This window comes from Micromonospora sp. NBC_00617, from assembly GCF_045161355.1.
In the GTDB taxonomy this organism is placed as follows: Bacteria; Actinomycetota; Actinomycetes; order Mycobacteriales; family Micromonosporaceae; genus Micromonospora.
Genome location: NZ_CP107751.1, coordinates 639,335 through 664,649, shown reverse-complemented (window position 1 = coordinate 664,649; position 25,315 = coordinate 639,335). Strand labels below are relative to the sequence as shown.

Sequence of the window (25,315 nt, the reverse complement as noted above, 5' to 3'; positions counted from 1 at the left end):
CGTGGACGGCATGACGGACAAGCTGAATGAGCTCACCGCCGCGGGTGTGGCGGTGTGGCTCGATGATCTTTCCCGGGTACGTTTGAGCTCCGGCGGGCTGGACCAGCTCCGCCGTGAGAAGCACGTCGCGGGCGTCACCACCAACCCGACGATCTTCGCCAAGGCGTTGAGCGACGCCGACGAGTACAACTGGCAGCTGCGTGACCTCGCCACCCGTGGTGTGGACGTGGAAGAGGCCGTCCGGATGCTCACCACGTACGACGTACGGTGGGCCTGCGACGTGATGCGCCCGTCGTACGACGGCAGCGCCGGCGTGGACGGCCGGGTCTCGATCGAGGTGGACCCGCGCAGCGCACACGACGCGGACAAGACGGTCGCCGAGGCCAAGGCGCTGTGGTGGCTTGTCGACCGGCCCAACCTCTTCATCAAGATCCCGGCCACCGAGGAGGGCCTGTCGGCGATCACCGACACCCTCGCCGAGGGGATCAGCGTCAACGTCACGCTGATCTTCGGTCTGGACCGCTACTCGGCGGTCATGGAGGCTTTCCTGGCCGGTCTGGAGCAGGCCAAGGCGAACGGGCACGACCTGTCGAAGATCGGCTCGGTCGCGTCGTTCTTCGTCTCCCGGGTCGACTCCGAGGTCGACAAGAGATTGGACCGGATGGCCGACAAGGCCGCCGACAGCGCAGGCAAAGAGCGCGCGCTGGGACTGAAGGGGCGTGCCGCCGTGGCCAACGCCCAGCTGGCGTACGAGCGCTACACCGAGGTCTTCTCCTCGGACCGCTGGAAGGCCCTCGAGGCCGCCGGAGCGCACCCGCAGCGGCCGCTGTGGGCCTCCACCTCGACCAAGAACCCGGACTACCGGGACGTGATCTACGTCGAGGAGCTGATCGCCCCCGGCACGGTCAACACCATGCCGGAAGCGGTCATCCACGCGTACGCCGATCATGGCGAGACCCGCGCCGACACCATCACCGGCGCCTACGACGCGGCCCGGAAGGTCTTCGCGGACCTGGAGTCGGTCGGGGTGGACATGTCCGACGTGATCGCCACCCTCGAGCGCGAGGGCGTGGAGAAGTTCGAGGCGAGCTGGCAGGAGCTGCTCGACGGCGTCAGCAAGTCGCTGAAGGCGGCCGGCACCGGCACGGGTGCTCCGAACAAGGCGGCCAAGGGCAACGCCAAGGCCGCCGAGAAGGCCGGTGGCGCGTGAGCGACCGAATCAGCACGCAGCGAAGCGGAGTGACGGCATGAGCGACCTTCTGGCAGGGCCGGTGGAGGCAGCCGCCGGGCTCGCCGTGTACGGCGCGGACGCGGTCGACAAGTCCGCGCCCGCCTCGACCCGGGAGGCGCTGGCCAAGGCCGGCGTCCCCGGCAAGCTGGCCGCCAAGGACGCGGGCCTGTGGGGTCCGGACGCGGAGGCCGAGGCGAAGATCCGGCTCGGCTGGGTGGACACCCACCGGCGCAGCCGGGAGCTGCTGGCGCAGCTCGCCGAGCTGAGCGCGGAGCTGGCCGACCTGGACCACGTGGTGCTCGCCGGCATGGGCGGCTCGTCGCTCGCGCCCGAGGTGATCACGCGGACGCTGGGCCGGCCGCTGACCGTGCTGGACACCACCGACCCGGGCCAGGTCCGGGCGGCCCTGGGTGACCGGCTGGAGCGCACCGTGGTGGTCGTCGCCAGCAAGTCCGGCTCGACGGTGGAGACCGACAGCCACCGTCGCGTCTACTGGCAGGCGTTCCTGGACGCCGGGATGACCGAGGCGGAGGCCGGCCGGCACTTCGTCATCGTCACCGACCCGGGTTCGCCGCTGGAGGCCACCGCGACCGAGATGGGCGCGTTCACCGTGCTCGCCGACCCGAACGTGGGCGGTCGGTACTCGGCGCTGACCGCGTTCGGGCTGGTGCCCTCGGCGCTGGCCGGCGTCGAGGTCGCCGAGCTGCTCGATCAGGCCGACGCGTTGGCCGAGTCGCTCGCCTCCGACCGCGACAACCCGGCGCTGGCGTTGGGCGCCGCGCTGGGCGCAGCCGCCACGCTGGCCCGTGACAAGGTCGCCCTGGTGTCCGACGGCACCGGCATCGACGGCCTGGGCGACTGGGCCGAGCAGTTGATCGCCGAGTCGACCGGCAAGGCCGGGGTGGGCATCCTGCCGGTGGTGGTGGAGTCCCCACAGAGCCCCGGCGCCACCGGGCCGGACGTGCTGACCGTCAGCTACGGCGGCGCGCTGGCCCCCGGTGACGTGCCGGGCGGCGGCGCCGCGCCGGACGTGGCCGTCAACGGCCCGCTCGGCGCGCAGTTCCTGGCCTGGGAGTACGCCACCGCGGTGGCCGGCGTGGTGCTCGGCATCGACCCGTTCAACCAGCCGAACGTCACCGAGTCCAAGGAGAACACCAACAAGATCCTGGCCTCGGGCCTGCCGGTCCAGACGCCGTCGTTCACCGAGGGCGCGATCGAGGTGTACGCGCCGCAGGGCGCGCCCGGTGACCTGGCGGGCGTGCTGCGCTGGCTGCTCGACGGTCTCGGCGACGACGGTTACCTCGCGGTGATGGCGTACCTGGACCGTTTCGCCGACGCCGACGCGGCCCGCCTGCGGTCGCTGCTGGCCGGCGCGTCCGGTCGGCCGGTCACCTTCGGCTGGGGGCCACGGTTCCTGCACTCCACTGGCCAGTACCACAAGGGCGGCCCGCAGGTGGGCAGCTACCTTCAGGTGACCGGCGCGGTCACCGAGGACCTGGCGGTGCCGGGCAAGCCGTACTCCTTCGGCGAGTTGCAGGCGGCACAGGCCGCCGGCGACCGGCAGGCCCTCGCCGGCCGGGACCGGCCGCTGCTGCGGCTGCACCTGACCGACCGGGCAGCCGGCGTCGCCCAACTACTCGACACGGCCGGTGAGCTGCGGGCGTGAGGACGGACGACGTGACTGAAGCGGAGCGAGGAGGCGGTTTGGTGAACCCGCTACGCGACCCGCAGGACCGCCGGTTGCCCCGGATCCCCGAGCCGTGCGCTCTGGTGATCTTCGGGGTGACCGGCGACCTGGCTCGCAAGAAGCTGCTCCCCGCGGTCTACGACCTGGCGAACCGGGGGCTGCTGCCGCCCGGTTTCGTGGTGCTCGGCTTCGCCCGCCGCGACTGGGGTGACGGCGACTTCGAGACCCTCGCGTGCGAGGCGGCCCGCAAGCACGCCCGCACCCCGTGGCGGGAAGAGGTGTGGGCGCGGCTGGTCGGCAACATCAAGTTCGTCGGCGGGTCGTTCGACGACGACGCGGCCTTCGACCAGCTCGCCTCGACGCTGGACGACCTGCGGCAGACCCACGGCATCGCCGGCAACGCGGCGTTCTACTTCTCCATCCCCCCGGCCGCGTTCCCCGTCGTGCTCAAGCAACTGGCCCGCACCGGGATGGCCGACAACGAGAAGTCCGGCGGCTGGCGCCGGGTCGTGGTGGAGAAGCCGTTCGGCAACGACCTGCCGTCGGCGAAGGCGCTCAACGACCTCGTCGACGACGTGTTCACCCGCCAGGACGTCTTCCGGATCGACCACTACCTGGGCAAGGAGACCGTCCAGAACATCCTGGCCCTGCGGTTCGCCAACAACCTGTTCGAGCCGCTGTGGAACTCGAAGTACGTCGACTCGGTGCAGATCACCATGGCCGAGGACGTCGGCATCGGCAGCCGGGCCGGCTTCTACGACACCGTCGGCACCGCCCGTGACGTGCTCCAGAACCACCTGCTCCAACTCCTGGCGCTGGTAGCGATGGAGGAGCCGACCAGCTTCGACGCCGACGAGATCCGCGCCGAGAAGCTGAAGGTGCTCAAGGCGATCACCCTGCCCAAGGACGTGGCCCGGGACACCGTCCGCGGCCAGTACCTGCCCGGCTGGGTGGGCGGCGAGCGCGCGGTCGGCTACCGGGAGGAGCGGGACGTCCCCGCCGACTCCACCACGGAGACGTACGTGGCGGTGCGGCTCGGCATCCAGAACCGGCGCTGGGCCGAGGTGCCGTTCTACATCCGGGCCGGCAAGCGGCTGCCCCGGCGGGTCACCGAGGTCGCCATCATGTTCAAGAAGGCGCCGCACCTGCCGTTCAACGACGCCGACATGGAGTCGCTGGGCAACAACCAGCTCGTCATCCGGGTGCAGCCCGACGAGGGCGTGGTGCTCAAGTTCGGCTCGAAGGTGCCGGGCACCACCATGGAGGTCCGCGACATCGCGATGGACTTCCAGTACGGCGAGGCGTTCACGGAGTCCAGCCCGGAGGCGTACGAGCGGCTCGTCCTGGACGTGCTGATCGGGGACCGCACCCTGTTCCCGGACGCGGCCGAGGTCGAGCAGAGCTGGCAGGTGATCGACCCGCTGGAACACGCCTGGGAGGGCACCACGCCGGAGCCGTACCGCGCCGGCGAGTGGGGGCCACGGGCGGCCGACGAGATGCTGGCCCGCGAGGGCCGCGCTTGGAGAAGAGCATGATCGGGCTGTGGGACACCACCGGCAACGAGGTGGTCAAGGCGCTGGCCGCCGAGCGGCGCAGCGCCGGTGGTGTGGCCAGCGGCATGGCGCTCACCCTCATCGTGGTGGTGGACGAGAAGCGGGTCCGCGAGGCGGAGGCGGCGGCGACCATCGCCGCTGCCGCCCACCCGTGCCGGCTGGTGGTCGTGGTCCGCTCCGACATCGAGCGGGAACGCAACCGGTTGGACGCGGAGATCGTGGTCGGTGGCCGACTCGGCCCCTGCGAGGCGGTGGTCACCCGGATGTACGGGCGGCTCGCCCTGCACGCCGAGTCGGTGGTGATGCCGCTGCTCGTGCCGGACGTGCCGGTGGTCACCTGGTGGCACGGCGAGCCGCCGGCGGAGATCGCCACCGACTTCCTCGGGGTGGTCGCCGATCGGAGGATCACCGACACGGCGCAGGCCGCGGATCCGGTGGAGGCGCTGCGCCAGCGCGCCCGGGACTACGCCCCGGGTGACACCGACCTGGCGTGGGCCCGGATCACCCCGTGGCGGACCCTGGTCGCCGGGGCGTTCGACACGACCGAGGCGAAGGTCACCGAGGCGACCGTCGTCGCGCCGCCCACCGACCCGACGGCGGCGCTGATGGTCGGCTGGTTGTCCAGCCGGCTGGGCATCACCCCACGCCGGGTCGACACCAACGAGTTCCCCCGGATGCGGGAGGTGCAGCTCAGCTGCGCCAACGGCGACCAGCTCACGCTGACCCGCGAGGAGAGCATGGCCGTGTTCCGGCGGACCGGTCAGGACGACCGGGCCCTGCCGCTGGTCCGTCGGCCGCTCGGCGACGAGCTGGCCGAGGAGCTGCGCCGACTGGACGCCGACCAGGTGTACGCGGAGGCGCTGGGCGCGACCGCCGGTCTGCGGGGTCTGGAGCAGCGCCCCCCGCAGCGGGTGCATGTCTGGAAGGATCCGGCCACGGCCCAGCGCGCCGAGGCCGGGGTCACCGCGCACACCGGCACGAGCGGCGAGAGCTGAGCCGGAACGCCCCCAGCACGACGTACGGGAGGGCCGGGATGGTTCCGGCCCTCCACCGGAGCACCTCCGGGCGTACCGGCCCGGAGACGACGCGACAGCGACCGCCCAGCGGTCGGGAAACGAAGGCCCAACCCATGAGTGAGGCGAGTGTCGCCGTCCACGCCGACGCCGACCTGCTGGCGCAGGCCGTGGCGGCCCGGCTGCTGGTGAAGTTGCTCGACGCCCAGGCCGACCGGGGCGAGGCCGCGATGGTGCTCACCGGTGGGCGCATCGCCGCGGCCGTGTACCGGGCGGTCGCGCAGTTGCCGGCCCGCGACGCGGTGGACTGGTCCCGGGTCGACGTGTGGTGGGGTGACGAGCGGTTCCTGCCCGCCGGCGACCCGGAGCGCAACGAGACCCAGGCCCGCGCCGCCCTGTTGGACGTGGTGCCGCTGGACCCGGCCCGGGTGCATCCCATGCCGGCCTCCGACGGGCCGGCCGGCAACGACCCCGAGGCGGCCGCCGCCGGGTACGCCGACGAGTTGGCCCGCGCCGCCCGGCCGGGGCACGCCGCGCTGCCGCACTTCGACGTGCTGATGCTGGGTGTCGGCGAGGACGGGCACGTCGCCTCGGTCTTCCCGGAACACCCGGTGCACTACGAGACGCGGCCGGTCAGCGCGGTGCGGGGCAGCCCGAAGCCGCCGCCGGTGCGGACCACGCTCACCCTGTCGGCGATCAACACCGCCGAGGAGGTCTGGCTCGTGGCCGGCGGCGCCGACAAGGCACGTGCGGTGGGCATGGCGCTGGCCGGCGCCGGCCCGGTGCAGCTGCCGGCCGCCGGGGTGCACGGCGTGGACCGTACCCGCTGGCTGCTGGACCGCGCGGCGGCCGCTGACGTGCCCGCCCGGCTGCGCAGCCTGCGCTGAGCGACGGTAAGGGCCTCGACACGGGGCCCTTAGCTAACTTTCGCCCCGGCGGCGGCGCAGCGCGGCGAGCGCCTCCGCCAGCAGCGCCTCGCCCTCCTCGGCGGTACGCCGCTCCTTCACGTACGCCAGGTGGCTCTTGTAGGGCTCGGCGCGGACCCGTCCGGGCGGGTTCCGCGCGTCCAGACCGGCGGGGAGCCCGCAGCGGGGGCAGTCCCACAGCGGCGGCGCCGTGGCGTCGGCCGCGATGCGAATGTCGGTCTGGTGGTCGTTGCGACACCAGTAGGTGACGACCTGTCGGGGTGCGGGTTGGTGCCGCTCGTCCGGGCGCATGGGTGCGGACCCGACGCGGGCGCCGCGGATGACGTTGCCACTGGGCACGGCTGCTCGCTCCTGTCGTCGGAGGGGACCCGCCGCCGTCGGGGATGGGCGGCGGGCGACGCGGTGCAGCGGAGAAAAGACTGCGCGCGGCCCGTCGAGTGACGGACCGCGCGCAGATTGTACGACTTCGCGGGCCTGCTCAGGTGCCGCTGCTCAGCTGGAGACGGAGCCAGAGCCCCAGCCCGACGATCGCGGCGAACCAGACGACCGCCACCAGAACGGTGTAACGGTCCAGGTTCTTCTCGGCCACCGAGGAGCCGGCGAGGCTGGAGCTGACACCACCGCCGAACATGCTCGACAACCCGCCACCCTTACCGCGGTGCAGCAGGATGAGCATGGTGAGCAGGATGCTCGTGATGACCAGCAACACGATCAACGTGTATGCGAACCAGATCGGCATGGCTGGGGGCAGTCCTCTCGTAGCGATCCTCGCCCGGACAGGTCGGGCACGGCGGCACCGGCCGGTGGACGGGCGGTGTCCAGGATAGCGAGCGATCAGCGAGCGATGTGCTCGGGGAACCGGCAGATCTGCGCGAATTCTTCGGCGTCCAGGCTGGCGCCGCCCACCAGGCCGCCGTCCACGTCCGGCTGGCCCATGATCGAGGCGACGTTGGACGCCTTGACCGAGCCGCCGTACAGGACCCGGACCGCGTCGGCGGTCTCGGCGTCGAAGCGCTCCGCCAGTCGCTGGCGGACCGCGCCGCAGACCTCCTGCGCGTCCTCGGGCGTCGCGGTCTTGCCGGTGCCGATCGCCCAGACCGGCTCGTACGCGACGACGATTTGGCGCACCTGCTCGGCGGTGAGCCCGGCGAGGCCCCCACTGAGCTGGTCGGCGCAGTGCGCCACGTGGGTGCCCTGCTCGCGGATGTCCAGCCCCTCCCCCACGCAGAGGATCGGGGTCAGGCCGTGCGTGAGCGCCGCCTTCACCTTCGCGTTGACCACCCCGTCGTCCTCGTGGTGGTAGGCCCGCCGCTCGGAGTGCCCGACCACCACGTACGTGCAGCCGAGCTTGGCGAGCATCGCGCCGGAGATGTCCCCGGTGTACGCGCCGGAGGCGTGCGGGGAGAGGTCCTGCCCGCCGTAGCCGATCAGCAGCTTGTCGCCGTCCACCGCCGTCTGCACGGTGCGCAGGTCGGTGAACGGCGGCAGCACGACCGTCTCGACCTCGGTGAGCTGCTTCTCGGTGAGACTCGCGGCCAGCTTCTGCACGAGCAGGTTGGCCTCGAGGTGGTTGAGGTTCATCTTCCAGTTGCCGGCCATCAACGGCCGGCGGGTCGTGCTCGCCATGCTCAGTTCTCCAGGGCCGCGATGCCGGGGAGGGTCTTGCCCTCCAGGTACTCCAGGGAGGCGCCGCCGCCGGTGGAGATGTGACCGAAGCTCGACTCGTCCAGCCCCAACGCCCGCACCGCGGCGGCGGAGTCGCCGCCACCGACGACGCTGAACGCGTCGGCCTTGGTGATCGCCTCGGCGATCCCCCGGGTGCCGGCCGCGAACGCCGCCATCTCGAACACGCCCATCGGGCCGTTCCAGAAGATCGTCTTCGCCTGCGACAGGGCGGCGGCGAACCCGGCGACCGTCTCCGGGCCGATGTCCAGGCCGAGCCGGTGGCTCGGGATGCCGTCGACGCGGACCGTGTCGTGCGCGGCGTCCGGGGCGAAGGCGTCCGCGACCACCACGTCGACCGGCAGCATGATCTTGCCGTCGGAGCGCTCCAGCAGGTTGCGGCAGGTCTCGACCATGTCCTTCTCCAGCAGCGAGGTGCCCACCTCCAGGCCCTGGGCCTTGAGGAAGGTGAAGCACATCCCGCCGCCGATGAGCAGCCGGTCGACCGTGGGCAGCAGGGCCTCGATCACCGCGAGCTTGTCGGAAACCTTGGAACCGCCGAGCACCACCACGTACGGCCGCTCGGGCTCGCTGGTGAGCGTGGAGAGCACCTCGACCTCACGCAGCACCAGCCGACCGGCCACGTGCGGCAGCCTCGCCGGCACGTCGTAGACGCTGGCGTGCTTGCGGTGCACGGCGCCGAACGCATCGTCCACGTACGCGTCGCCGAACGCGGCGAGCTGGTCGGCGAAGGCGCCCCGCTCGGCCTCGTCCTTGCTGGTCTCCCCCGCGTTGAAGCGCAGGTTCTCCAGCAGGGCGACCTGGCCGTCGGCCAGGCCCGCGACGGTGGAGCGGGCCGAGTCGCCGACCGTGTCGGTGGCGAAGTGCACCGGAGCGCCGAGCAGCTCACCGAGCCGGCCGGCGACCGGGCTCAGGCTGAACTGCGGGTCCGGCGTGCCCTTCGGGCGGCCCAGGTGCGAGCAGACGACCACCTTCGCGCCGGCCTCGACCAGCGCGCCGAGCGTCGGCAGCACCGCGCGGATTCGACCGTCGTCAGCGATCCTCACTCCGTCCGGAGTGCCGCCTTGCGGCGCGGAGGCGGAGTTATGATCGTCGATCGCGCCGGTCTGCTTGTCGAGCGGGACGTTCAGGTCGGCGCGCACCAGCACGCGCCGACCCGACACCCCCTCGGCGAGCAGGTCGTCGAGGGTCCGGATGCTCACAGCGACGAACCGACCAGCTTGACGAGGTCGACCAGGCGGTTGGAGTAGCCCCACTCGTTGTCGTACCAGCCGACGACCTTGACCTGGTTGCCGACGACCTTGGTCAGCGGCGCGTCGAAGATGCACGACGCCGGGTCGGTCACGATGTCGGTGGAGACGATCGGGTCCTCGTTGTAGACCAGGATGCCCTTGAGCGGGCCGTCCGCGGCGGCCTTCAGCGCGGCGTTGACCTCGTCCACGGAGGTCTCGCGACCCACGTTGACGGTGAGGTCGGTGACCGAACCGGTCGGGATCGGCACCCGCAGCGCGTACCCGTCGAGCTTGCCCTTGAGGTCGGGCAGCACCAGGCCGATGGCCTTGGCGGCACCGGTCGAGGTCGGGACGATGTTCAGCGCGGCGGCCCGGGCACGACGCAGGTCCGAGTGCGGCGCGTCCTGCAGGTTCTGGTCCTGGGTGTACGCGTGGATCGTCGTCATCAGACCGTGCTGGATGCCGAACGTGTCGTGCAGGACCTTCGCCATCGGCGCGAGGCAGTTGGTGGTGCACGAGGCGTTGGAGATGATGGTGTGCTTCGCCGGGTCGTAGGTGTCGTGGTTGACACCCATGACGACGGTGACGTCCTCGTTCTTCGCCGGCGCGGAGATGATGACCTTCTTGGCCCCACCGTCGACGTGCGCCTTGGCCTTGGTGGCGTCGGTGAAGAAGCCGGTCGACTCGATGACGACGTCGGCGCCGACCTCGCCCCACGGCAGCTTCGACGGGTCCTTCTCGGCGTACGCCTTGATGGTCTTGCCACCGACGGTGATCTCGTCGGCGGTGGCCTTGACCTCGTACGGCAGGCGGCCGAGGATGCTGTCGTACTTGAGCAGGTGGGCGAGCGTGGCGTTGTCGGTCAGGTCGTTCACCGCCACGACCTCGATGTCGGCGTCGGACGCCAGCACTGCCCGGAAGAAGTTACGGCCGATTCGGCCGAAGCCGTTGATGCCAACCCGGATGGTCACAGGTCCCATCTCCTCGCGTTCTGGTCCGCCGGCTTCAGACAACGGGCCGGCGGGAATGGTGTGCGCCGACCGTTGGAGCCGGCCGTCGACGGTTCATCTCGGCCACCCCGCCGCGCGGTCTGAGGACCTGACCGCCCGAGGCGGTGGGCACGACGAGAAGTGCCGGGTGTCGGCCCCCTTGCCGTACTCAGCGACCTTATCCGAGCGTGCGAGACCACGCTGCGCCGGGTCGTGCTCCCGGGCGCACCGTACGGCCCCACCGTCCTATCAGACCACGAGCATGTCGGGCGTGACGGCCGCTTCGGTATCCGGGATGCCGAGGTCCCGGGCCCGCTTGTCGGCCAGCGCGAGCAGACGGCGGATCCGTCCGGCGATGGCGTCCTTGGTCAGCGGAGGCTCGGCCAGCGCGCCCAGCTCCTCCAGCGACGCCTGCCGGTGCTCCAGGCGCAGCCGGCCGGCGTCGGTCAGGTGGTTGGGCGCCTCGTCGGCCAGGATCTCCAGCGCGCGGGTGACCCGGGCGGCGGCGGCGACGGCGGCACGCGCCGAGCGGCGCAGGTTGGCGTCGTCGAAGTTGGCCAGCCGGTTGGCGGTGGCCCGCACCTCGCGGCGGACCCGGCGCTCCTCCCAGGCCAGCACGCTGGAGTGCGCGCCGATCCGGGTGAGCAGCGCGGCGATCGCGTCGCCGTCCTTGACCACCACCCGGTCCACCCCGCGCACCTCGCGGTTCTTCGCGGTGATGCCGATCCGCCGGGCCGCGCCGACCAGCGCCAGCGCCGACTCCGGCCCCGGGCAGGTGATCTCCAGCGCGCTGGAGCGGCCGGGCTCGGTGAGCGAGCCGTGCGCCATGAACGCCCCCCGCCATGCCGAGACCGCGCAGCAGACGTTGGCCGCCACCACGTGCGGGGGCAGCCCGCGCACGGGCCGGCCGCGCACGTCCAGCAGGCCGGTCTGGCGCGCGAGCGCCTCACCGTCCTTGACCACGCGGACGATGAAGTGGCTGCCCTTGCGCAGCCCACCGGACGCCAGCACGTGGATCTCGCTGGGGTAGCCGTAGACCTCGGCGATCTCACGGCGCAGCCGACGCGCCACCGCGCCGGTGTCCAGCTCAGCCTCCACCACCACCCGGCCGGAGACGATGTGCAGCCCGCCGGCGAAGCGCAGCAGCGCCGCCATCTCCGCCCGCCGACAGCAGGGCTTGGGCACGTCGACCCGACTCAGCTCGTCCTTGACCGCAGCCGTCATCGCCATTGTGCGTCCCCTCACGGACCTGTTCCGGCGTGTCGCCGGAGATTACGTACGTGTCTAACGATCGGCGCCCAGGACAGGCACCAGCGCGGCGCCCAGGGCAGCCGGATCATGGCGGGGAGTGCCGTCGGTGACGGCGACGGGGGCGAGGACCAGGCGGGCACCCAGCGATTCTGCCGCACGTTCGACCGGTTCACGGTCACCCACCGCCTTGGCGTCCGCGAGCACGAGATCGACCTTGAGTTCGGGCAGGTACCAGCGCAACGCCGCCAGATGATCGGCGACCGAGAGGCCGAGGGTCTCCTTCTCCGCGGCCAGGTTCAGTGTGACCAGCCGCCGGGCCGCGCTGGACACGATCGCGTCGGCCAGCTGCGGCACCAGCAGGTGCGGCAGCACACTCGTGTACCAGCTCCCCGGCCCGAAGATCAGCCAGTCCGCCACGCCGATCGCCGCCAGGGCCTCCGCGCAGGCCGCCGGGGCGGCCGGGGTGAGGCGCAGCGACTCGACCCGCCCGGTGGTGACCGCCACCTGGTGCTGACCGCGTATTGTGCGCACCTCGTCGGGGGCGCTCGGGCCGGCGCCGCGCACCCGCGCCTCGATGCCGACCGGCTGGCGCGACATCGGCAGGACCCGGCCGACCGTGCCGAGCATCGCCCCGGCGTGTTCCAGCGCGGCCACCGGGTCGCCGAGCAGCTCCATGAGGCCGCAGAGCACCAGGTTGCCCACCGCGTGCCCGGCCAGGCCGTCGGCGCGCGCCGCCGTCGGTTCCGCGCCGCGCGGCTCCGGGCCGCCCGCCGCCGCCAGGTCCGCGTCGGTCCCGCCTTTCGGGGGTACGCCGAGCGCCGGCACGGCGGCGAAGCGGTGCTGGAACAGCCCGGCGCTGCGTCGGGTGGCCGGGTGGTCTCCGGCCAGCGCCACCAGCGCCTGGCGCAGGTCACCGGGGGGCAGACCGCCCCGTTCGGCGCGCAGCCGGCCGCTGGAACCGCCGTCGTCGCCGACCGTGACCACCGCGGTGATGTCCAGGTCGAGTTCGGGGGCGCAGTGGCGCAGCGCACGCAGCGACGCGGACAACCCGTGCCCTCCGCCGAAGGCGACCACCCGACGCGCCGTCATTCCCGCCCCAGGTCGCGGTGCTGCGCGTTGGCGGCCAGTCCCGACTGACGCAGCCGACCGGCCAGCTCCTCGGCGATGGCCACGCTGCGGTGTTTGCCGCCGGTGCAGCCCACGGCGACCGTCAGGTACCGCTTGCCCTCCCGCTCGAACCCGGTGGTCGTGGCGTTGACCAGGTCGGCGTACGAGGCGACGAAGGCGTCCGCGCCCTCCTGACCCAGCACGTACGCGCTGACCGCCTCCTCCCGCCCGGTGTGCTCGCGCAGCTCCGGCACCCAGTACGGGTTGGGCAGGAACCGGGCGTCCAGCACGAAGTCGGCGTCCGGCGGCAGGCCGTACTTGAAGCCGAACGACAGCACGGTGACCCGCAGCCGGCGGGCGTCCTCGCCGCCGAACAGCTCCTCGATGCGCCGGCGCAGCTGGTTGACGTTCAGGTGGCTGGTGTCGATGATCACGTCGGCCTGGTCGCGGGCCTCCTCCAACAGCCCGCGCTCCACGGCGATGCCGTCGGCCAGCCGCCCGTCGCCCTGCAACGGGTGCGAACGTCGGACGCTCTCGAAACGCCGGATCAGCACCTCGTCGTCGGCGTCGACGAACACCACCCGGGGCGAGAAGCCCCGCTCCTTGAGCTCGCGGATCGCCCCGGCGAGGTCGGTGGAGAAGGCCCGCGAGCGCACGTCCAGGACCATCGCGGTACGCCGGGCGGCGCCGCCGGCCTTGAACGCCAGCTCGGCCATGTCGAGCATGAGCGCCTGCGGCAGGTTGTCCACGACGTAGTAGCCGACGTTCTCCAACGCCCGGGCGACGGTGCTGCGACCGCCACCGGACAACCCGGTGACCACCACCAGGGTGGTCTCCGACTCGGTCGCCGGCTGCCCGTCACCGGCTGTGTGCGCCTCGCTCACCCGTACCCCCAAGCCGTGGCGCCGCGGCCGCCATCGGCCGCGATTGGTCAATCAGCGACTCTATCCCGCCGACCGGGGTCGGGTCGGGCGCGTCCGCACCCGGGTAGCGCGGGTCGCCCTCCCGACAGCCGTCACCTCGGATGACGACCAGCAATCATCTATACGCTCGTCGTGATCGCCGCAGGTCAAGGCCGACATCCGGGAGGGGCATCCGCGCGGTCTCCGCCGAGCACGTCCGGGATCTGGGCCGCTTCGCGCCGCCGCGCGGCCTGGCCAACCGGTCCAGCTTCCCGCTCGCTCGTCCGGTGTTCCCGGGTGCGCCGGGCGAGCGGTGTCGGGGTCGGCTCGTAGACTCCGCGAATGGCTTCCCCCACCGACCTGCGTACCGAGGACGCGCTGCCGGTGCTGCGCCGGGTGTTCGGCTACGACGCCTTCCGCGGCTTCCAGCAGCAGGTCATCGACCATGTCGTCGCCGGTGGCGACGCGCTGGTGCTGATGCCCACCGGAGGCGGCAAGTCGCTGTGCTACCAGATCCCGGCCCTGGTCCGCGACGGCGTCGCGGTCGTCATCTCCCCGCTGATCGCGCTCATGCAGGACCAGGTGGACGCGCTCACCGCGGTCGGTGTCCGCGCCGGCTTCCTCAACTCCACCCAGACCCTGGACGCCCGGCGGCGGGTGGAGGCCGCGTTCGTCGCCGGCGAGCTGGACCTGCTCTACCTGGCCCCGGAGGCGCTCGGCGTCCGGTCCACCCTTGCCCTGCTCGACCGGGGGCGCATCTCCCTGTTCGCGATCGACGAGGCGCACTGCGTGTCCCAGTGGGGGCACGACTTCCGGCCCGACTACCTGGCCCTGTCGATGCTGCACGAGCGCTGGCCGCAGGTCCCCCGCATCGCGCTGACCGCCACCGCGACGAGCGCCACCCGCCGCGAGATCGCGACCCGACTCAAGCTCGACGACGCGCGGCACTTCGTGGCCAGCTTCGACCGGCCCAACATCCAGTACCGGATCGTGCCCAAGCGGGAGCCCCGCAAGCAACTGCTGGCCCTGCTGCGCGACGAGCACCCCGGCGACGCCGGGATCGTCTACTGCCTGTCCCGCGCCTCGGTGGACAAGACCGCCGAGTTCCTCGTCGCCAACGGGGTCGCCGCCCTGCCGTACCACGCGGGTCTGGACGCGGCCACCCGCGCGGCCAACCAGCAACGCTTCCTGCGCGAGGACGGCCTGGTCATGGTGGCCACCATCGCCTTCGGGATGGGCATCGACAAGCCGGACGTGCGCTTCGTCGCCCACCTCGACCTACCCAAGTCCGTCGAGGGCTACTACCAGGAGACCGGCCGCGCCGGCCGCGACGGGCTGCCGTCCACCGCCTGGCTGGCGTACGGCCTCCAGGACGTGGTCCAGCAGCGCAAGATGATCGAGACGTCCGACGGCGACCTCGCGCACCGGCGCAACCTCGCCGCACACCTGGACGCGATGCTCGCGCTCTGCGAGACGGTCCGCTGCCGACGGGTGCAGCTGCTCGAGTACTTCGGTGAGACGACCCCGACGGCCTGCGGCAACTGCGACACCTGCCTCAACCCACCGGAGTCGTGGGACGGCACCGTCGCCGCCCAGAAGCTGCTCTCCGCTGTCTTCCGCCTCGACCGCGAACGCAACCAGCGGTTCGGCGCCGGGCACTGCATCGACATCCTGCTCGGCAAGCAGACCGACAAGACCAGCCAGTACGGTCACGACTCGCTGACCGTCTTCGGCATCGGCACGGAGTTGAGCGAGGCCGAGTGGCGGGGCGTCGTCCGGCAACTCCTCGCCGAGGGGCTGCTCGCCGTGGAGGGCGACTACGGCACCCTCGCGCTGACCGAGGCCAGCGCCGACGTCCTGGGCCGCCGCCGCACCGTCACGATGCGCCGCGAGCCGGAGCGGCCCGCGTCGAGCCGGTCGTCGAAGCCGCGCGGCGCGGCCACCGTCGTCGCCGAGCTCACCCCGGCGGCCGCGTCGGTCTTCGAGCGGCTGCGCGCCTGGCGGGCGGCCACCGCCAAGGAGCAGGGCGTCCCGGCGTACGTCATCTTCCACGACGCCACCCTCCGGCAGATCGCGGGCGACGCGCCCACCTCGCTGGCCGAGCTGTCGCGGGTCAGCGGCGTCGGCGAGAACAAGCTCGCCAAGTACGGCGAGCAGATCCTGGCCGTCCTCGCGACCGACTGACGGCATGCGACAAGGGCCGGGCCCCGTGGTGGGGTCCGGCCCTTGTCGGTGGTGTGTTGGGTGGGGTCAGCTGGTGGCGTAGCCGCGGGTGGCGATCCAGTCGGCGAGGTGCTCGACGGTGACCTGGTAGGAGGCGGTGTTGGGGTCGGCGGAGTCGGCGATGGTGACGGTGTTGCCGTTGTCGCGGTAGCCGACGACGCTGATGTAGTGCCCGCCTTCGAAGGAGTGCACACCGCCGTTGGTGTCGGTGGTGGTGCCGGCGATGTTGGCGACCACAGCGCGGCCGTTGTCGACGGTCTTGACGATGTCGGCGCGCAGTTGGTCGGTCTGCTTGGCGTCGGCGGTGGGCTTGCTGATCTCGACGCTGCGGTAGGCGTCGTTCTTACCGGTCTCCTTGTTCAACACCGGGGTGATGTCGTTGATGCTGTTGGTGCCGGCCTCGGTGGTGCCCATCTCCTTGGCCATGGCGTCCACGCTGATGTCCTTGCCCTGCACGGACAGGGCGTTACGGGCGGCGGCGGGACCGCAGTAGTAGAAGTTCGGCTGCGCCTCGTACCGCACTCCGAGCTGACGCTCACCCGAAGGCTTGCGGTCGGACTGCGTGGTGGTCGCGGGCTTGGCTTCGGACGCGGCGTAGGCGGTGGTCACGGGGCCGGCGATGGCGCCGCCGGTGAACGCGAGACCAGCGGCGGTCAGGGCGGTCTTACGAATCAGATCGGTACGCATGATGGCGTGCTCCTCTGCCTCGGGGAAAACGCGACGACACACAAACGGGGGGGTGGTGTGCCGAGCGGGAAAGTTCACGAGGGACCCGACCCGGCGGCCCGACAGGGGGCTGCACGGGAGTGTCCCCGGGAGGTGGTGCAACGGGTCCGGGTGGCGGGGCATTCCGCCGACGTTCCTCCCGGACCGGAGACGGCCGGTGGTGGTGCTCGGCCGTGCGGGGGGTGTAACCGTGCCGGCCGGGCGGGTGTTCCCGGCGGCTGCCGCGCGCCGCTAGGCCGGGGGCGCGGCGCCATGCCAGGCATAACGACCCCGCCAGGCCACCGATTCCACCACCAGAGTGCCACCGACCACAGGACACCCGCGTCACAACGGGACAAATCGCCCACCGGAACCAGACGTCCGACGCCACTCGCGGTTGATCGACTCGACTTCGCCGATGTGGCGGTATCCCCACGTCCGGGACACCCCGACATCGCCGAAGTCGAGTGGATCATCCCCGCGCGGCCCTGCGCCCAATCGGATGATCGCGCTCGATCAAGGAAACAGGGCCCACACCCTGCCGGCGAGGCCACTACATCCAGGATCGAGCACGATCATGCGGGGCACGTGGATTGTCGCGGGTGGCTACCCGCGGGGCGTCGCCTACGCGCTGGGGGTCGCCTACGCGCTGGGGGTCGCCTCCGCCGTGGGCGTCGCGTCGGCGCTGTCGTCGGCCTTTGTGCCCTTGTCGAGGGCGGCCAGGATCGCCTCGGCGGTGCGTCGCCCCACCCCGGGCACTTCGGTGATCTCTTCGACGGTCGCCGTGGAAAGTCGCTTCAGCGAGCCGAAGTGCCGGAGCAGCGCCTTGCGGCGGACCTCGCCCAGGCCGGGGACATTGTCCAGCGCCGACTCGGTCATCCGCTTCGAGCGACGCTGGCGGTGGAACGTGATGGCGAAGCGGTGCGCCTCGTCGCGGACCCGTTGCAGCAGGTAGAGACCCTCCGAGGTGCGCGGCAGGATGACCGGGAACTCGTCGTCGGGGAGCCACACCTCCTCCAGCCGCTTGGCGAGGCCGCACAGCGCGACATCGTCGATGCCCAGGTCGGCGAGGGCCTGGGCGGCCGCCACGACCTGCGGGGCGCCGCCGTCGACGACCACCAGTTGTGGTGGGTACGCGAATTTCCGCGGCCGGCCGGTGGTCGGGTCAACCAGGATGCCGACCTGCGGATCCGTGGCGCCTCCGGGCGCGGTCGGGTCGTCGGCCGACTCCACGCCGACTTCGCCCGTCTCGGCCCGCGCGTCGAGGTAGCGGGCGAAGCGGCGGCGCAGCACCTCGGACATGGCGGACAGGTCGTCGGTGGCGCCTCGCACGATGAACCGCCGGTACTCACTTTTGCGGGGCAGCCCGTCCTCGAAGACCACCATGCTGGCGACCACGTCGGTGCCCTGGATCTGGGAGATGTCGAAGCACTCGATGCGCAGCGGCGAGGTGCGCATGCCCAGCGCCTCACTGATCTCGTCCAGCGCCTTGCCCCGGGTGGTCAGGTCGCCGGACCGCTTCAGCTTGTGTCTGGCGAGGGCGTCCTTGGCGTTGCGCTCCACCGTCTCCATGAGCGAGCGCTTGTCGCCGCGCTGCGGCACGCGCAGCGATACCCGACTGCCCCGGTGGCTGCTGAGCCATTCGGCCAGCGCGTCGGCGTCGGCGGGCAACTCGGGCACCAGCAGTTCGCGGGGCACGTCGGCTTCGCCGTGCTCGCCGCCGTACACCTGCGTGCAGAAGTGGTGCACGAGGTCGCCGGTGGTCAGGTCCTCGGTCTTCTCCACGACCCACCCGCGCTGGCCGCGGACCCGGCCGTCGCGGACGTGAAAGACCTGCACGGCCGCCTCGAGCGGGTCGTCGGCGAACGCGACCACGTCGGCGTCGGTGCCGTCGCCGAGCACCACGGTCTGCTTCTCCATGGCCCGGCGTAGGGCGGCCACGTCGTCGCGCAGCCGGGCGGCCCGCTCGAACTCCAGCTGCTCGCTCGCCTCGGTCATCTCGCGCTCGATCTTGCGGACCATGGTGTCGGTGCGCCCGGCCATGAAGTCGCAGAAGCCGTCGACGATGGCACGGTGCTCGTCGGCGGAGACGGTGCCGACGCACGGCGCCGAGCACTTGCCGATGTAGCCCAGCAGGCAGGGACGACCCACCTGGCCGGCCCGCTTGAACACGCCGGCCGAGCAGGTGCGCGCGGGGAACACCCGCAGCAGCAGGTCGAGGGTCTCCCGGATGGCCCAGGCGTGCGAGTACGGGCCGAAGTAGCGCACACCCTTGCGCTTCGCGCCGCGCATCACCTGCAGGCGCGGGTACTCCTCGTCGAGGGTGACGGCGAGGTACGGGTACGACTTGTCGTCCCGGTAGCGGACGTTGAACCGGGGGTCGTACTGCTTGATCCAGGTGAACTCCTGCTGGAGCGCCTCGACCTCGGTGCCGACGGTGATCCAGTCCACCGACTCGGCGGTGGTGACCATCTGGCGGGTGCGCTCGTGCAGGTTCCAGACGTCGCCGAAGTAGGAGTTGAGCCGGCTGCGCAGGTTTTTCGCCTTGCCGACGTAGATCACCCGGCCGGTGCCGTCGCGGAAGCGGTAGACCCCCGGTGACTCCGGGATGGTGCCGGGTGCGGGACGGTAGGTCGAGGGGTCAGCCACGTCGACAAGCGTAGTCCGCACCCCCGACACCCACCGCGAGCACTTGATCCACTCGGTTTCCCGGACGTCGGGGTGTCCGGTGCCTACCGGCACCCCGACGTCCTGAAACGCCGTCGAGCCGCGCGTCAGGCGAGGGAGATCTGGTCCCCGGTCACCTTGATGTCCTTCGGCGGCAGCGGCTTGGTGGCCGGACCGGCCTTCACCGAGCCGTCCTCGATCGAGAACTTGCTGTTGTGGCAGGTGCAGTTGATCGTGCCGCCGTCGACGTTCGTCACCGGGCAGTTCTGGTGCGTACAGATCGGGCTGAAGCCCTTGAACTGACCGGCCACGGGCTGGGTGATCACCACGCCCTCGGCGGCGAGGACCTTGCCGCCGCCGACCGGGATATCGGCGGTGGTGGCCAGCGACTGGGCGTTCTGCCGATCCCCGCCACCGGCGTCGCCGGTGCTGGGCACAGCGGGGCCACCGCTGGTGGGGGCACCGCTGCCACTGCCGCCGTCGTCACTGCCGCAAGCCGCCAGGACGACGGCCGCGCCGACCGCCCCGACGCCGGTGAGCAGGGTACGACGGGTCTGCGTACCCGGACCGGTCAGCGCCTGATCGTCACTCATGCCTCGCCTCTCGCTCGCCCGCTGCGCCGGTCGAATTTCCGGCCGCACTTGTGCACACGGGCAACTGTGCCGGATGGTTCACGGCGGCACAGCGCCGACCCGGGAAATGGGACGAGGGGCGAGGACCGCGCCGAAACCCCGCCGGCCCTGAGAGCACGACCGTGGGCGCATCGAACGCAAAGCCGCCCTCGGTCCACCCCGGCCCCGCCGGAGCAGGGGTGGACCGATGCCGCCGTGGACGGCTGAGGTCAGCGCGCGCCGGCCGGCACCTTGCGGGCGGCCCGCGTCTTGGTGGCGCCGTTGGCCTTGGCGGCCCGGGTGGTGGCCGCCGCCGCGCCCGTGGCCTCGCCGTCGAGCTTGAGCACCTGGCGCAGGAACTGGCCGGTGTGGCTCTCGGGCACCTCGGCGACCTCCTCCGGGGTGCCGGTGGCGAGCACCATGCCACCCCGGTGGCCGCCCTCCGGACCCATGTCGATGAGCCAGTCGGCGGTCTTGATGACGTCGAGGTTGTGCTCGATGGTGATCACCGTGTTGCCCTTGTCGACCAGGCCCTCCAGCACCATCAGGAGCTTGCGGATGTCCTCGAAGTGCAGGCCGGTGGTCGGCTCGTCGAGCACGTAGACCGTCCGCCCGGTGGAGCGCTTCTGCAGCTCGGAGGCCAGCTTGACCCGCTGCGCCTCGCCGCCGGAGAGGGTCGGCGCGGGCTGCCCGAGGCGGACGTAGCCCAAGCCGACGTCGACAAGCGTCTTGAGGTGCCGGTGGATGGCCGGGATGGCCGAGAAGAACTCGGCGGCCTCCTCGATCGGCATCTCCAGCACGTCCGAGACGGTCTTGCCCTTGTAGTGCACCTCCAGGGTCTCCCGGTTGTACCGGGCGCCCTTGCAGACCTCGCAGGGGACGTACACGTCGGGCAGGAAGTTCATCTCGATCTTGATAGTGCCGTCGCCGGAGCACGCCTCACAGCGACCGCCCTTGACGTTGAACGAGAACCGGCCCGGCCCGTACCCCCGGACCTTGGCCTCGGTGGTCTCGGCGAAGAGCTTGCGGACGTGGTCCCAGACCCCCGTGTAGGTGGCCGGGTTGGAGCGCGGGGTACGGCCGATCGGCGACTGGTCCACCCCGACGACCTTGTCCACGTGCTCCAGACCGGAGACCCGGGTGTGCCGGCCGGGCACCAGCCGAGCGCCGTTGATCTGGTTGGCCAGCACGGCGTACAGGATGTCGTTGACCAGCGTCGACTTGCCCGAACCGCTGACCCCGGTGACCGCGATGAGCTGGCCCAGCGGGAACGAGACGCTCAGGTTGCGCAGGTTGTGCTCGCGCGCGCCGTGCACCACCAGCTCGCGGGCCGGATCCTGCGGGCGGCGGCCCGTCGGCGTCGGGATCGACCGACGACCGGACAGGTACGCCCCGGTGATCGACTCCTTGTTCTTCAGCAGGGCCGGCACCGAGCCGCTGTGCACGATCTTGCCGCCGTGCTCGCCGGCGCCGGGCCCGATGTCGACGATCCAGTCGGCGACGCGGATGGTGTCCTCGTCGTGCTCCACCACGATCAGCGTGTTGCCCAGACCGCGCAGCCGGATCAGGGTCTCGATCAGCCGGTGGTTGTCGCGCTGGTGCAGACCGATCGACGGCTCGTCGAGCACGTAGAGCACGCCGACCAGGCCGGAGCCGATCTGGGTGGCCAGCCGGATGCGCTGCGCCTCGCCGCCGGAGAGCGTGCCGGCCGGCCGGTCCAGCGAGAGGTAGTCCAGGCCGACGTCGAGCAGGAACCGCAGCCGGGCGTTGATCTCCTTGAGGACGCGCTCGGCGATCATCTTCTGCCGGTCGGTCAGCTCGATGCCGGCGAGCAGGTCGGCGCACTCCCCCACCGACAGGTTGCAGACCTCGGCGATGCTCTTGCCGGCGAGGGTGACCGCGAGCACCTCGGGCTTGAGCCGGGCGCCGCCGCACGCCGCGCACGGCACGTCGCGCATGTAGCCCTCGTACTTGTCGCGGGACCACTCGGACTCGGTGTCGGAGTGCCGGCGCTCGATCCACTGCACCACGCCCTCGAACCCGGTGTAGTAGGAGCGCTCGCGACCGTACTTGTTGCGGTAGCGCACGTGCACCTGGTCGTCGGAGCCGTGCAGGATCGTCTTCTGCGCCCGCGCCGGCAGCGCCCGCCACGGGGTGTCGACGTCGAAGTGCTGGGCCTCGCCGAGCGCCTCGAGCAGGCGCAGGAAGTATTCCAGGTTGTGCCCGGTGGACCAGGGTTGGATGGCGCCCTCGCGCAGGCTGCGCTCCGGGTCGGGGACCAGCAGCTCCGGGTCGACCTCCTTCTTGGTGCCCAGGCCGGTGCACTCCCGGCAGGCGCCGTACGGCGCGTTGAAGGAGAAGACCCGGGGCTCGAGATCCTCGATGGCCAGCGGGTGGTCGTTGGGGCAGGCCAGGTGCTCGGAGTAGCGGCGCTCCCGGTCCGGGTCGTCCTCCGGCAGGTCGACGAAGTCGAGCAGCACCAGCCCGCTGGACAGGCCCAGGGCGGCCTCGACCGAGTCGGTCAGCCGCTGCTTGGCGCTGGGCTTGACGGTGAGCCGGTCGATCACCACCTCGATGGTGTGCTTCTCCTGCTTCTTGAGCTTCGGCGGCTCGGTCAGCGGGTGCACCACGCCGTCGACGCGGGCGCGGGCGTAGCCCTTGGCCTGCAGCTCGGCGAAGAGGTCGACGTACTCGCCCTTGCGACCGCGGATCACCGGCGCGAGCACCATGAACTTGATGCCCTCGGCCATGGCGAGGACCCGGTCGACGATCTGCTGCGGGCTCTGCCGGGAGATCCGCTCGCCGCAGACCGGGCAGTGCGGCTCACCGATGCGGGCGAAGAGCAGACGCAGGTAGTCGTAGACCTCGGTGATGGTGCCGACGGTCGAGCGCGGGTTACGCGAGGTGGACTTCTGGTCGATCGAGACGGCCGGGCTCAGGCCCTCGATGAAGTCGACGTCGGGCTTGTCCATCTGGCCGAGGAACTGCCGGGCGTACGAGGAGAGCGACTCCACGTAGCGCCGCTGCCCCTCGGCGAAGATCGTGTCGAAGGCCAGGCTCGACTTGCCCGACCCGGACAGCCCGGTGAACACGATGAGAGCGTCCCGGGGCAGGTCGAGACTGACGTCACGCAGGTTGTGCTCGCGCGCGCCACGGATGATCAGTCGGTCGGCCACAGTGCGTGTACTCCCGGGAGAAGACGAAGCGAAGGATCTGTCCCGCTCTGGGTGAATGTGAGCGGTCGTGCGGGCGCGGAAATCACGCCTCGGCAACTCTAGCCCCGAGGTGTGACAGTTTCCCCCGCCCGCACATTCCCCCAGCTCAACCCGGTCGGCCGCACCACGCGCCCGCCCGTCAGTAACCTCCAGGCGACGGAGGCCGGGCCGCCCTGCGCCGTGCCGAACGCCACCCGCCGCGCCGCTCGGCGGCCAGCCGTGCCTCGCGCCGCCGGCGCTCGTGGGTGACCTCCGACTGCAGACGCCGCCAGCTCTCCCACCGGCGGGTGGACAGCTCGCCGGTCCGCAACGCGTCGTGGACCGCGCAGGCCGGTTCGCCGTCGTGCCGACAGTCGGCGTACCGACAGCCCTCGGCCAGCCCGGCGATGTCGGCGAACGCCCGGTCCAGCCCGGCCACGCCGTCGAGCAGGCCGACCGCGCGCACACCGGGTGTGTCGAGCACGGCGCCGCCACCCGGAATCGGCACCAGAGCCCGCCAGGTGGTGGTGTGCCGGCCCTTGCCGTCGACCCGACGGATCGCCTGTGTCGGCATCATCAGCGCGCCGGCGAGCGCGTTGACCAGGCTCGACTTGCCAGCGCCGGACGGCCCGAGCAGCCCCAGCGTGCGACCCGGCGCGACCTCGGCGCGCAGCGGGTCCAGCCCGGTGCCGCGCTCGGCGCTGACCGGCAGCACCGGCACACCGGGCGCGATCACGGCGAGCTGGCGGGCCAACGCGTCCGGGTCGGCGGCGAGGTCGGCCTTCGTCAGCACCACGAGCGGCCGGGCCCCGGACTCGTGGACCAGGGAGAGCAGCCGCTCGATGCGGCCGACGTCCGGCTCCGGGTGCACCGGCTCCACCACGGCGGCGGCGTCGAGGTTGGCGGCCAGCACCTGGCCGCTGGCGTCCTTGCCGGCGGTACGGCGGATCAGCGCGGCCCGCCGGGGCAGCACGGCCGCCACGGTGATCCGGCGGTCCGGCCAGTGCGTGAGCAGCACCCAGTCCCCCGCGCAGGGCAGTGCCGAGGGGTCCTGGGCGGCGGCGGCCAGGACGGACGGGCCGAGGCTGGCCCGGACCGGGCCGTCGGCGGTGAGCACCGTGCAGACCCCCCGGTCCACCCGGGCCACCCGGCCGGGGTGGTGCTCGCCGCGTCGAGCGGCGTACGTCGCCCGGTCGGCGTCCCAGCCGAGGGCGGTCAGATCGATCGTCATGGCATCCTCATCGGTGTCGAGCTGGTGATGGCGGAACACGCGTGTCACGTCCGGCATGAACACCACCTCCGTCCGACGTCCCGGTGCCGCTTGTGACGCCGACGGTAGGGCGCGGGACGACGCGCCGAAAGCGATTTCCGCGACGACGGCGCGGCGCGGGCCCGCTAGGGTCGACGCGTGACCACGGATCCGCTGCCGCCGCAGGGCGCGGTGGACGACACCACCACCCGACCGCCGCGTGCCGGCGACGGCCTGGGCGGCGGGCACCGACGCCGGCGCGGGCCGGTCGCCCGTCGCGCTCCTCGACGACCCGCGGCGCACCGCACACCGGTCCGCCGGGACGCTCGCGGCCCTGCCGGTCGAGGCGTGGGCCACGCTCGCCGTCGACCCCGACGGTCCCCTGCCTACTTCACCGGAACGGATATGGACACGTCATGACCTACAGCGGAGATGTCACCCACGGCGGCCCGCCGGCGGTACGGGAGTTGGACGGGCTCACCATCAGCAAGCTGTCGGTGGGCCCGATGGACAACAACGCGTACCTGCTGCGCTGCACCGGCACCGGCGACCAGGTGTTGATCGACGCCGCCAACGAGGCGCCCCGGCTGCTGGAGTTGATCGGCGACCGTGGTCTGGCCGCCGTGGTGACCACCCATCAGCACATGGACCACTGGGTGGCGTTGGAGGAGGTGGTCGCCAAGACCGGCGCGCGGGCGCTCGTGCACGCCGACGACGCGGCCGGGCTGCCGATCGAGGCGGAGCAGCTGGCCGATGGCGACACCGTGGCGGTCGGTGACTGCGCGCTGGAGGTCATCCACATCAAGGGCCACACGCCCGGTTCGATCGCGCTGCTCTACCGCGACCCGGGCGGCACCGGCCACCTGTTCACCGGCGACAGCCTCTTTCCCGGCGGCGTCGGCAATACGGACCAGGACCCGCAGCGCTTCGCCGCGCTGATCGACGACGTCGAGCACAAGCTGTTCGACCAGCTGCCGGACGACACCTGGTTCTACCCCGGCCACGGTAAGGACAGCACCCTGGGAGCAGAACGCCCAGCCCTCCCCCAGTGGCGAGCCCGAGGCTGGTAACCCCCAGCCCCAAGCCAAAAGC

20 protein-coding genes are annotated in these 25,315 nt (G+C 71.9%); 7 read left to right on the top strand and 13 right to left on the bottom strand.

All coding sequences use genetic code 11. The annotated features are described in order from the left end of the window. Positions 1-10: 10 nt before the first annotated feature. The 5 genes from tal (at position 11) to pgl (ending at position 6,371) form a co-directional block, all read left to right on the top strand. Positions 11-1,210 carry a transaldolase gene (gene tal / locus OG505_RS03095; protein WP_405430821.1) on the top strand — a complete coding sequence of 400 codons (1,200 nt, stop codon included), beginning with the start codon at positions 11-13 and terminating at the stop codon, positions 1,208-1,210. Positions 1,211-1,247: 37 nt separating this feature from the next. Continuing rightward, a complete protein-coding gene (locus tag OG505_RS03090; RefSeq protein ID WP_405430819.1) occupies positions 1,248-2,897 on the top strand; it encodes a glucose-6-phosphate isomerase in 1,650 nt (549 codons plus the stop codon). Between the two features lie 38 nt (positions 2,898-2,935). Further along, on the top strand, positions 2,936-4,453 hold the full coding sequence (gene zwf, locus OG505_RS03085) for a glucose-6-phosphate dehydrogenase (RefSeq protein WP_405434355.1): 1,518 nt from the start codon (positions 2,936-2,938) through the stop codon (positions 4,451-4,453). Next, complete coding sequence (locus OG505_RS03080) at positions 4,450-5,466, top strand: glucose-6-phosphate dehydrogenase assembly protein OpcA (RefSeq protein WP_405430818.1); 1,017 nt, start codon at positions 4,450-4,452, stop codon at positions 5,464-5,466. The genes zwf and OG505_RS03080 overlap by 4 nt, the downstream gene beginning before the upstream one ends. Positions 5,467-5,600: 134 nt before the next feature. Next, complete coding sequence (gene pgl / locus OG505_RS03075; protein WP_405430816.1) at positions 5,601-6,371, top strand: 6-phosphogluconolactonase; 771 nt, start codon at positions 5,601-5,603, stop codon at positions 6,369-6,371. 33 nt (positions 6,372-6,404) lie between these two features. Here pgl and OG505_RS03070 read toward each other — a convergent pair whose 3' ends face one another. The 8 genes from OG505_RS03070 to rapZ form a co-directional block, all read right to left on the bottom strand. Continuing rightward, positions 6,405-6,749, bottom strand: coding sequence for an RNA polymerase-binding protein RbpA (locus OG505_RS03070; RefSeq protein ID WP_405430814.1), 345 nt, complete (start codon positions 6,747-6,749; stop codon positions 6,405-6,407). Between the two features lie 139 nt (positions 6,750-6,888). Then, positions 6,889-7,149: a preprotein translocase subunit SecG gene (secG, locus tag OG505_RS03065; protein WP_405430813.1), complete on the bottom strand. Its 261-nt coding sequence runs from the start codon at positions 7,147-7,149 to the stop codon at positions 6,889-6,891. Positions 7,150-7,244: 95 nt separating this feature from the next. After that, a complete protein-coding gene (gene tpiA / locus OG505_RS03060) occupies positions 7,245-8,036 on the bottom strand; it encodes a triose-phosphate isomerase (RefSeq protein WP_405430811.1) in 792 nt (263 codons plus the stop codon). A gap of 2 nt (positions 8,037-8,038) precedes the next feature. Further along, entirely contained in the window at positions 8,039-9,295 is a 1,257-nt protein-coding gene (locus OG505_RS03055) for a phosphoglycerate kinase (RefSeq protein WP_405430810.1), read from the bottom strand. Continuing rightward, positions 9,292-10,296 carry a type I glyceraldehyde-3-phosphate dehydrogenase gene (gene gap, locus OG505_RS03050; protein WP_405430808.1) on the bottom strand — a complete coding sequence of 335 codons (1,005 nt, stop codon included), beginning with the start codon at positions 10,294-10,296 and terminating at the stop codon, positions 9,292-9,294. Before gap ends, OG505_RS03055 begins: the two co-directional genes overlap by 4 nt. Positions 10,297-10,563: 267 nt before the next feature. Next, the gene (whiA, locus tag OG505_RS03045) at positions 10,564-11,544 is read right to left on the bottom strand and encodes a DNA-binding protein WhiA (RefSeq protein ID WP_074312802.1); all 981 of its coding nucleotides are present in this window, start codon (positions 11,542-11,544) and stop codon (positions 10,564-10,566) included. 54 nt (positions 11,545-11,598) lie between these two features. Then, positions 11,599-12,654: a 2-phospho-L-lactate transferase CofD family protein gene (locus tag OG505_RS03040; protein WP_405430806.1), complete on the bottom strand. Its 1,056-nt coding sequence runs from the start codon at positions 12,652-12,654 to the stop codon at positions 11,599-11,601. After that, a complete protein-coding gene (gene rapZ / locus OG505_RS03035) occupies positions 12,651-13,556 on the bottom strand; it encodes an RNase adapter RapZ (protein WP_405430805.1) in 906 nt (301 codons plus the stop codon). The genes OG505_RS03040 and rapZ overlap by 4 nt, the downstream gene beginning before the upstream one ends. 360 nt (positions 13,557-13,916) lie before the next feature. Between rapZ and recQ the strand changes: the two genes are divergently transcribed. After that, positions 13,917-15,758, top strand: coding sequence for a DNA helicase RecQ (recQ, locus tag OG505_RS03030; protein WP_405430803.1), 1,842 nt, complete (start codon positions 13,917-13,919; stop codon positions 15,756-15,758). A gap of 66 nt (positions 15,759-15,824) precedes the next feature. Here the strand turns inward: recQ and OG505_RS03025 are convergent, their stop codons facing one another. From OG505_RS03025 to rsgA, 5 genes are all read right to left on the bottom strand, one after another. After that, positions 15,825-16,484: a C39 family peptidase gene (locus tag OG505_RS03025; RefSeq protein WP_405430802.1), complete on the bottom strand. Its 660-nt coding sequence runs from the start codon at positions 16,482-16,484 to the stop codon at positions 15,825-15,827. 660 nt (positions 16,485-17,144) lie between these two features. Next, positions 17,145-19,151, bottom strand: a complete 2,007-nt coding sequence (uvrC, locus tag OG505_RS03020; RefSeq protein ID WP_405430800.1) for an excinuclease ABC subunit UvrC — start codon at positions 19,149-19,151, stop codon at positions 17,145-17,147. A gap of 125 nt (positions 19,152-19,276) precedes the next feature. Beyond that, the gene (locus OG505_RS03015; RefSeq protein ID WP_405430799.1) at positions 19,277-19,762 is read right to left on the bottom strand and encodes a Rieske (2Fe-2S) protein; all 486 of its coding nucleotides are present in this window, start codon (positions 19,760-19,762) and stop codon (positions 19,277-19,279) included. Positions 19,763-20,010: 248 nt separating this feature from the next. Beyond that, complete coding sequence (gene uvrA, locus OG505_RS03010; protein WP_405430797.1) at positions 20,011-22,956, bottom strand: excinuclease ABC subunit UvrA; 2,946 nt, start codon at positions 22,954-22,956, stop codon at positions 20,011-20,013. Between the two features lie 178 nt (positions 22,957-23,134). Continuing rightward, positions 23,135-24,205 carry a ribosome small subunit-dependent GTPase A gene (gene rsgA, locus OG505_RS03005; protein WP_405434354.1) on the bottom strand — a complete coding sequence of 357 codons (1,071 nt, stop codon included), beginning with the start codon at positions 24,203-24,205 and terminating at the stop codon, positions 23,135-23,137. A 434-nt stretch (positions 24,206-24,639) separates the two neighbouring features. On the opposite strand from rsgA, the gene OG505_RS03000 reads away from it, so the two are divergent. After that, the gene (locus tag OG505_RS03000; protein ID WP_405430795.1) at positions 24,640-25,293 is read left to right on the top strand and encodes an MBL fold metallo-hydrolase; all 654 of its coding nucleotides are present in this window, start codon (positions 24,640-24,642) and stop codon (positions 25,291-25,293) included. Positions 25,294-25,315: the final 22 nt, after the last annotated feature.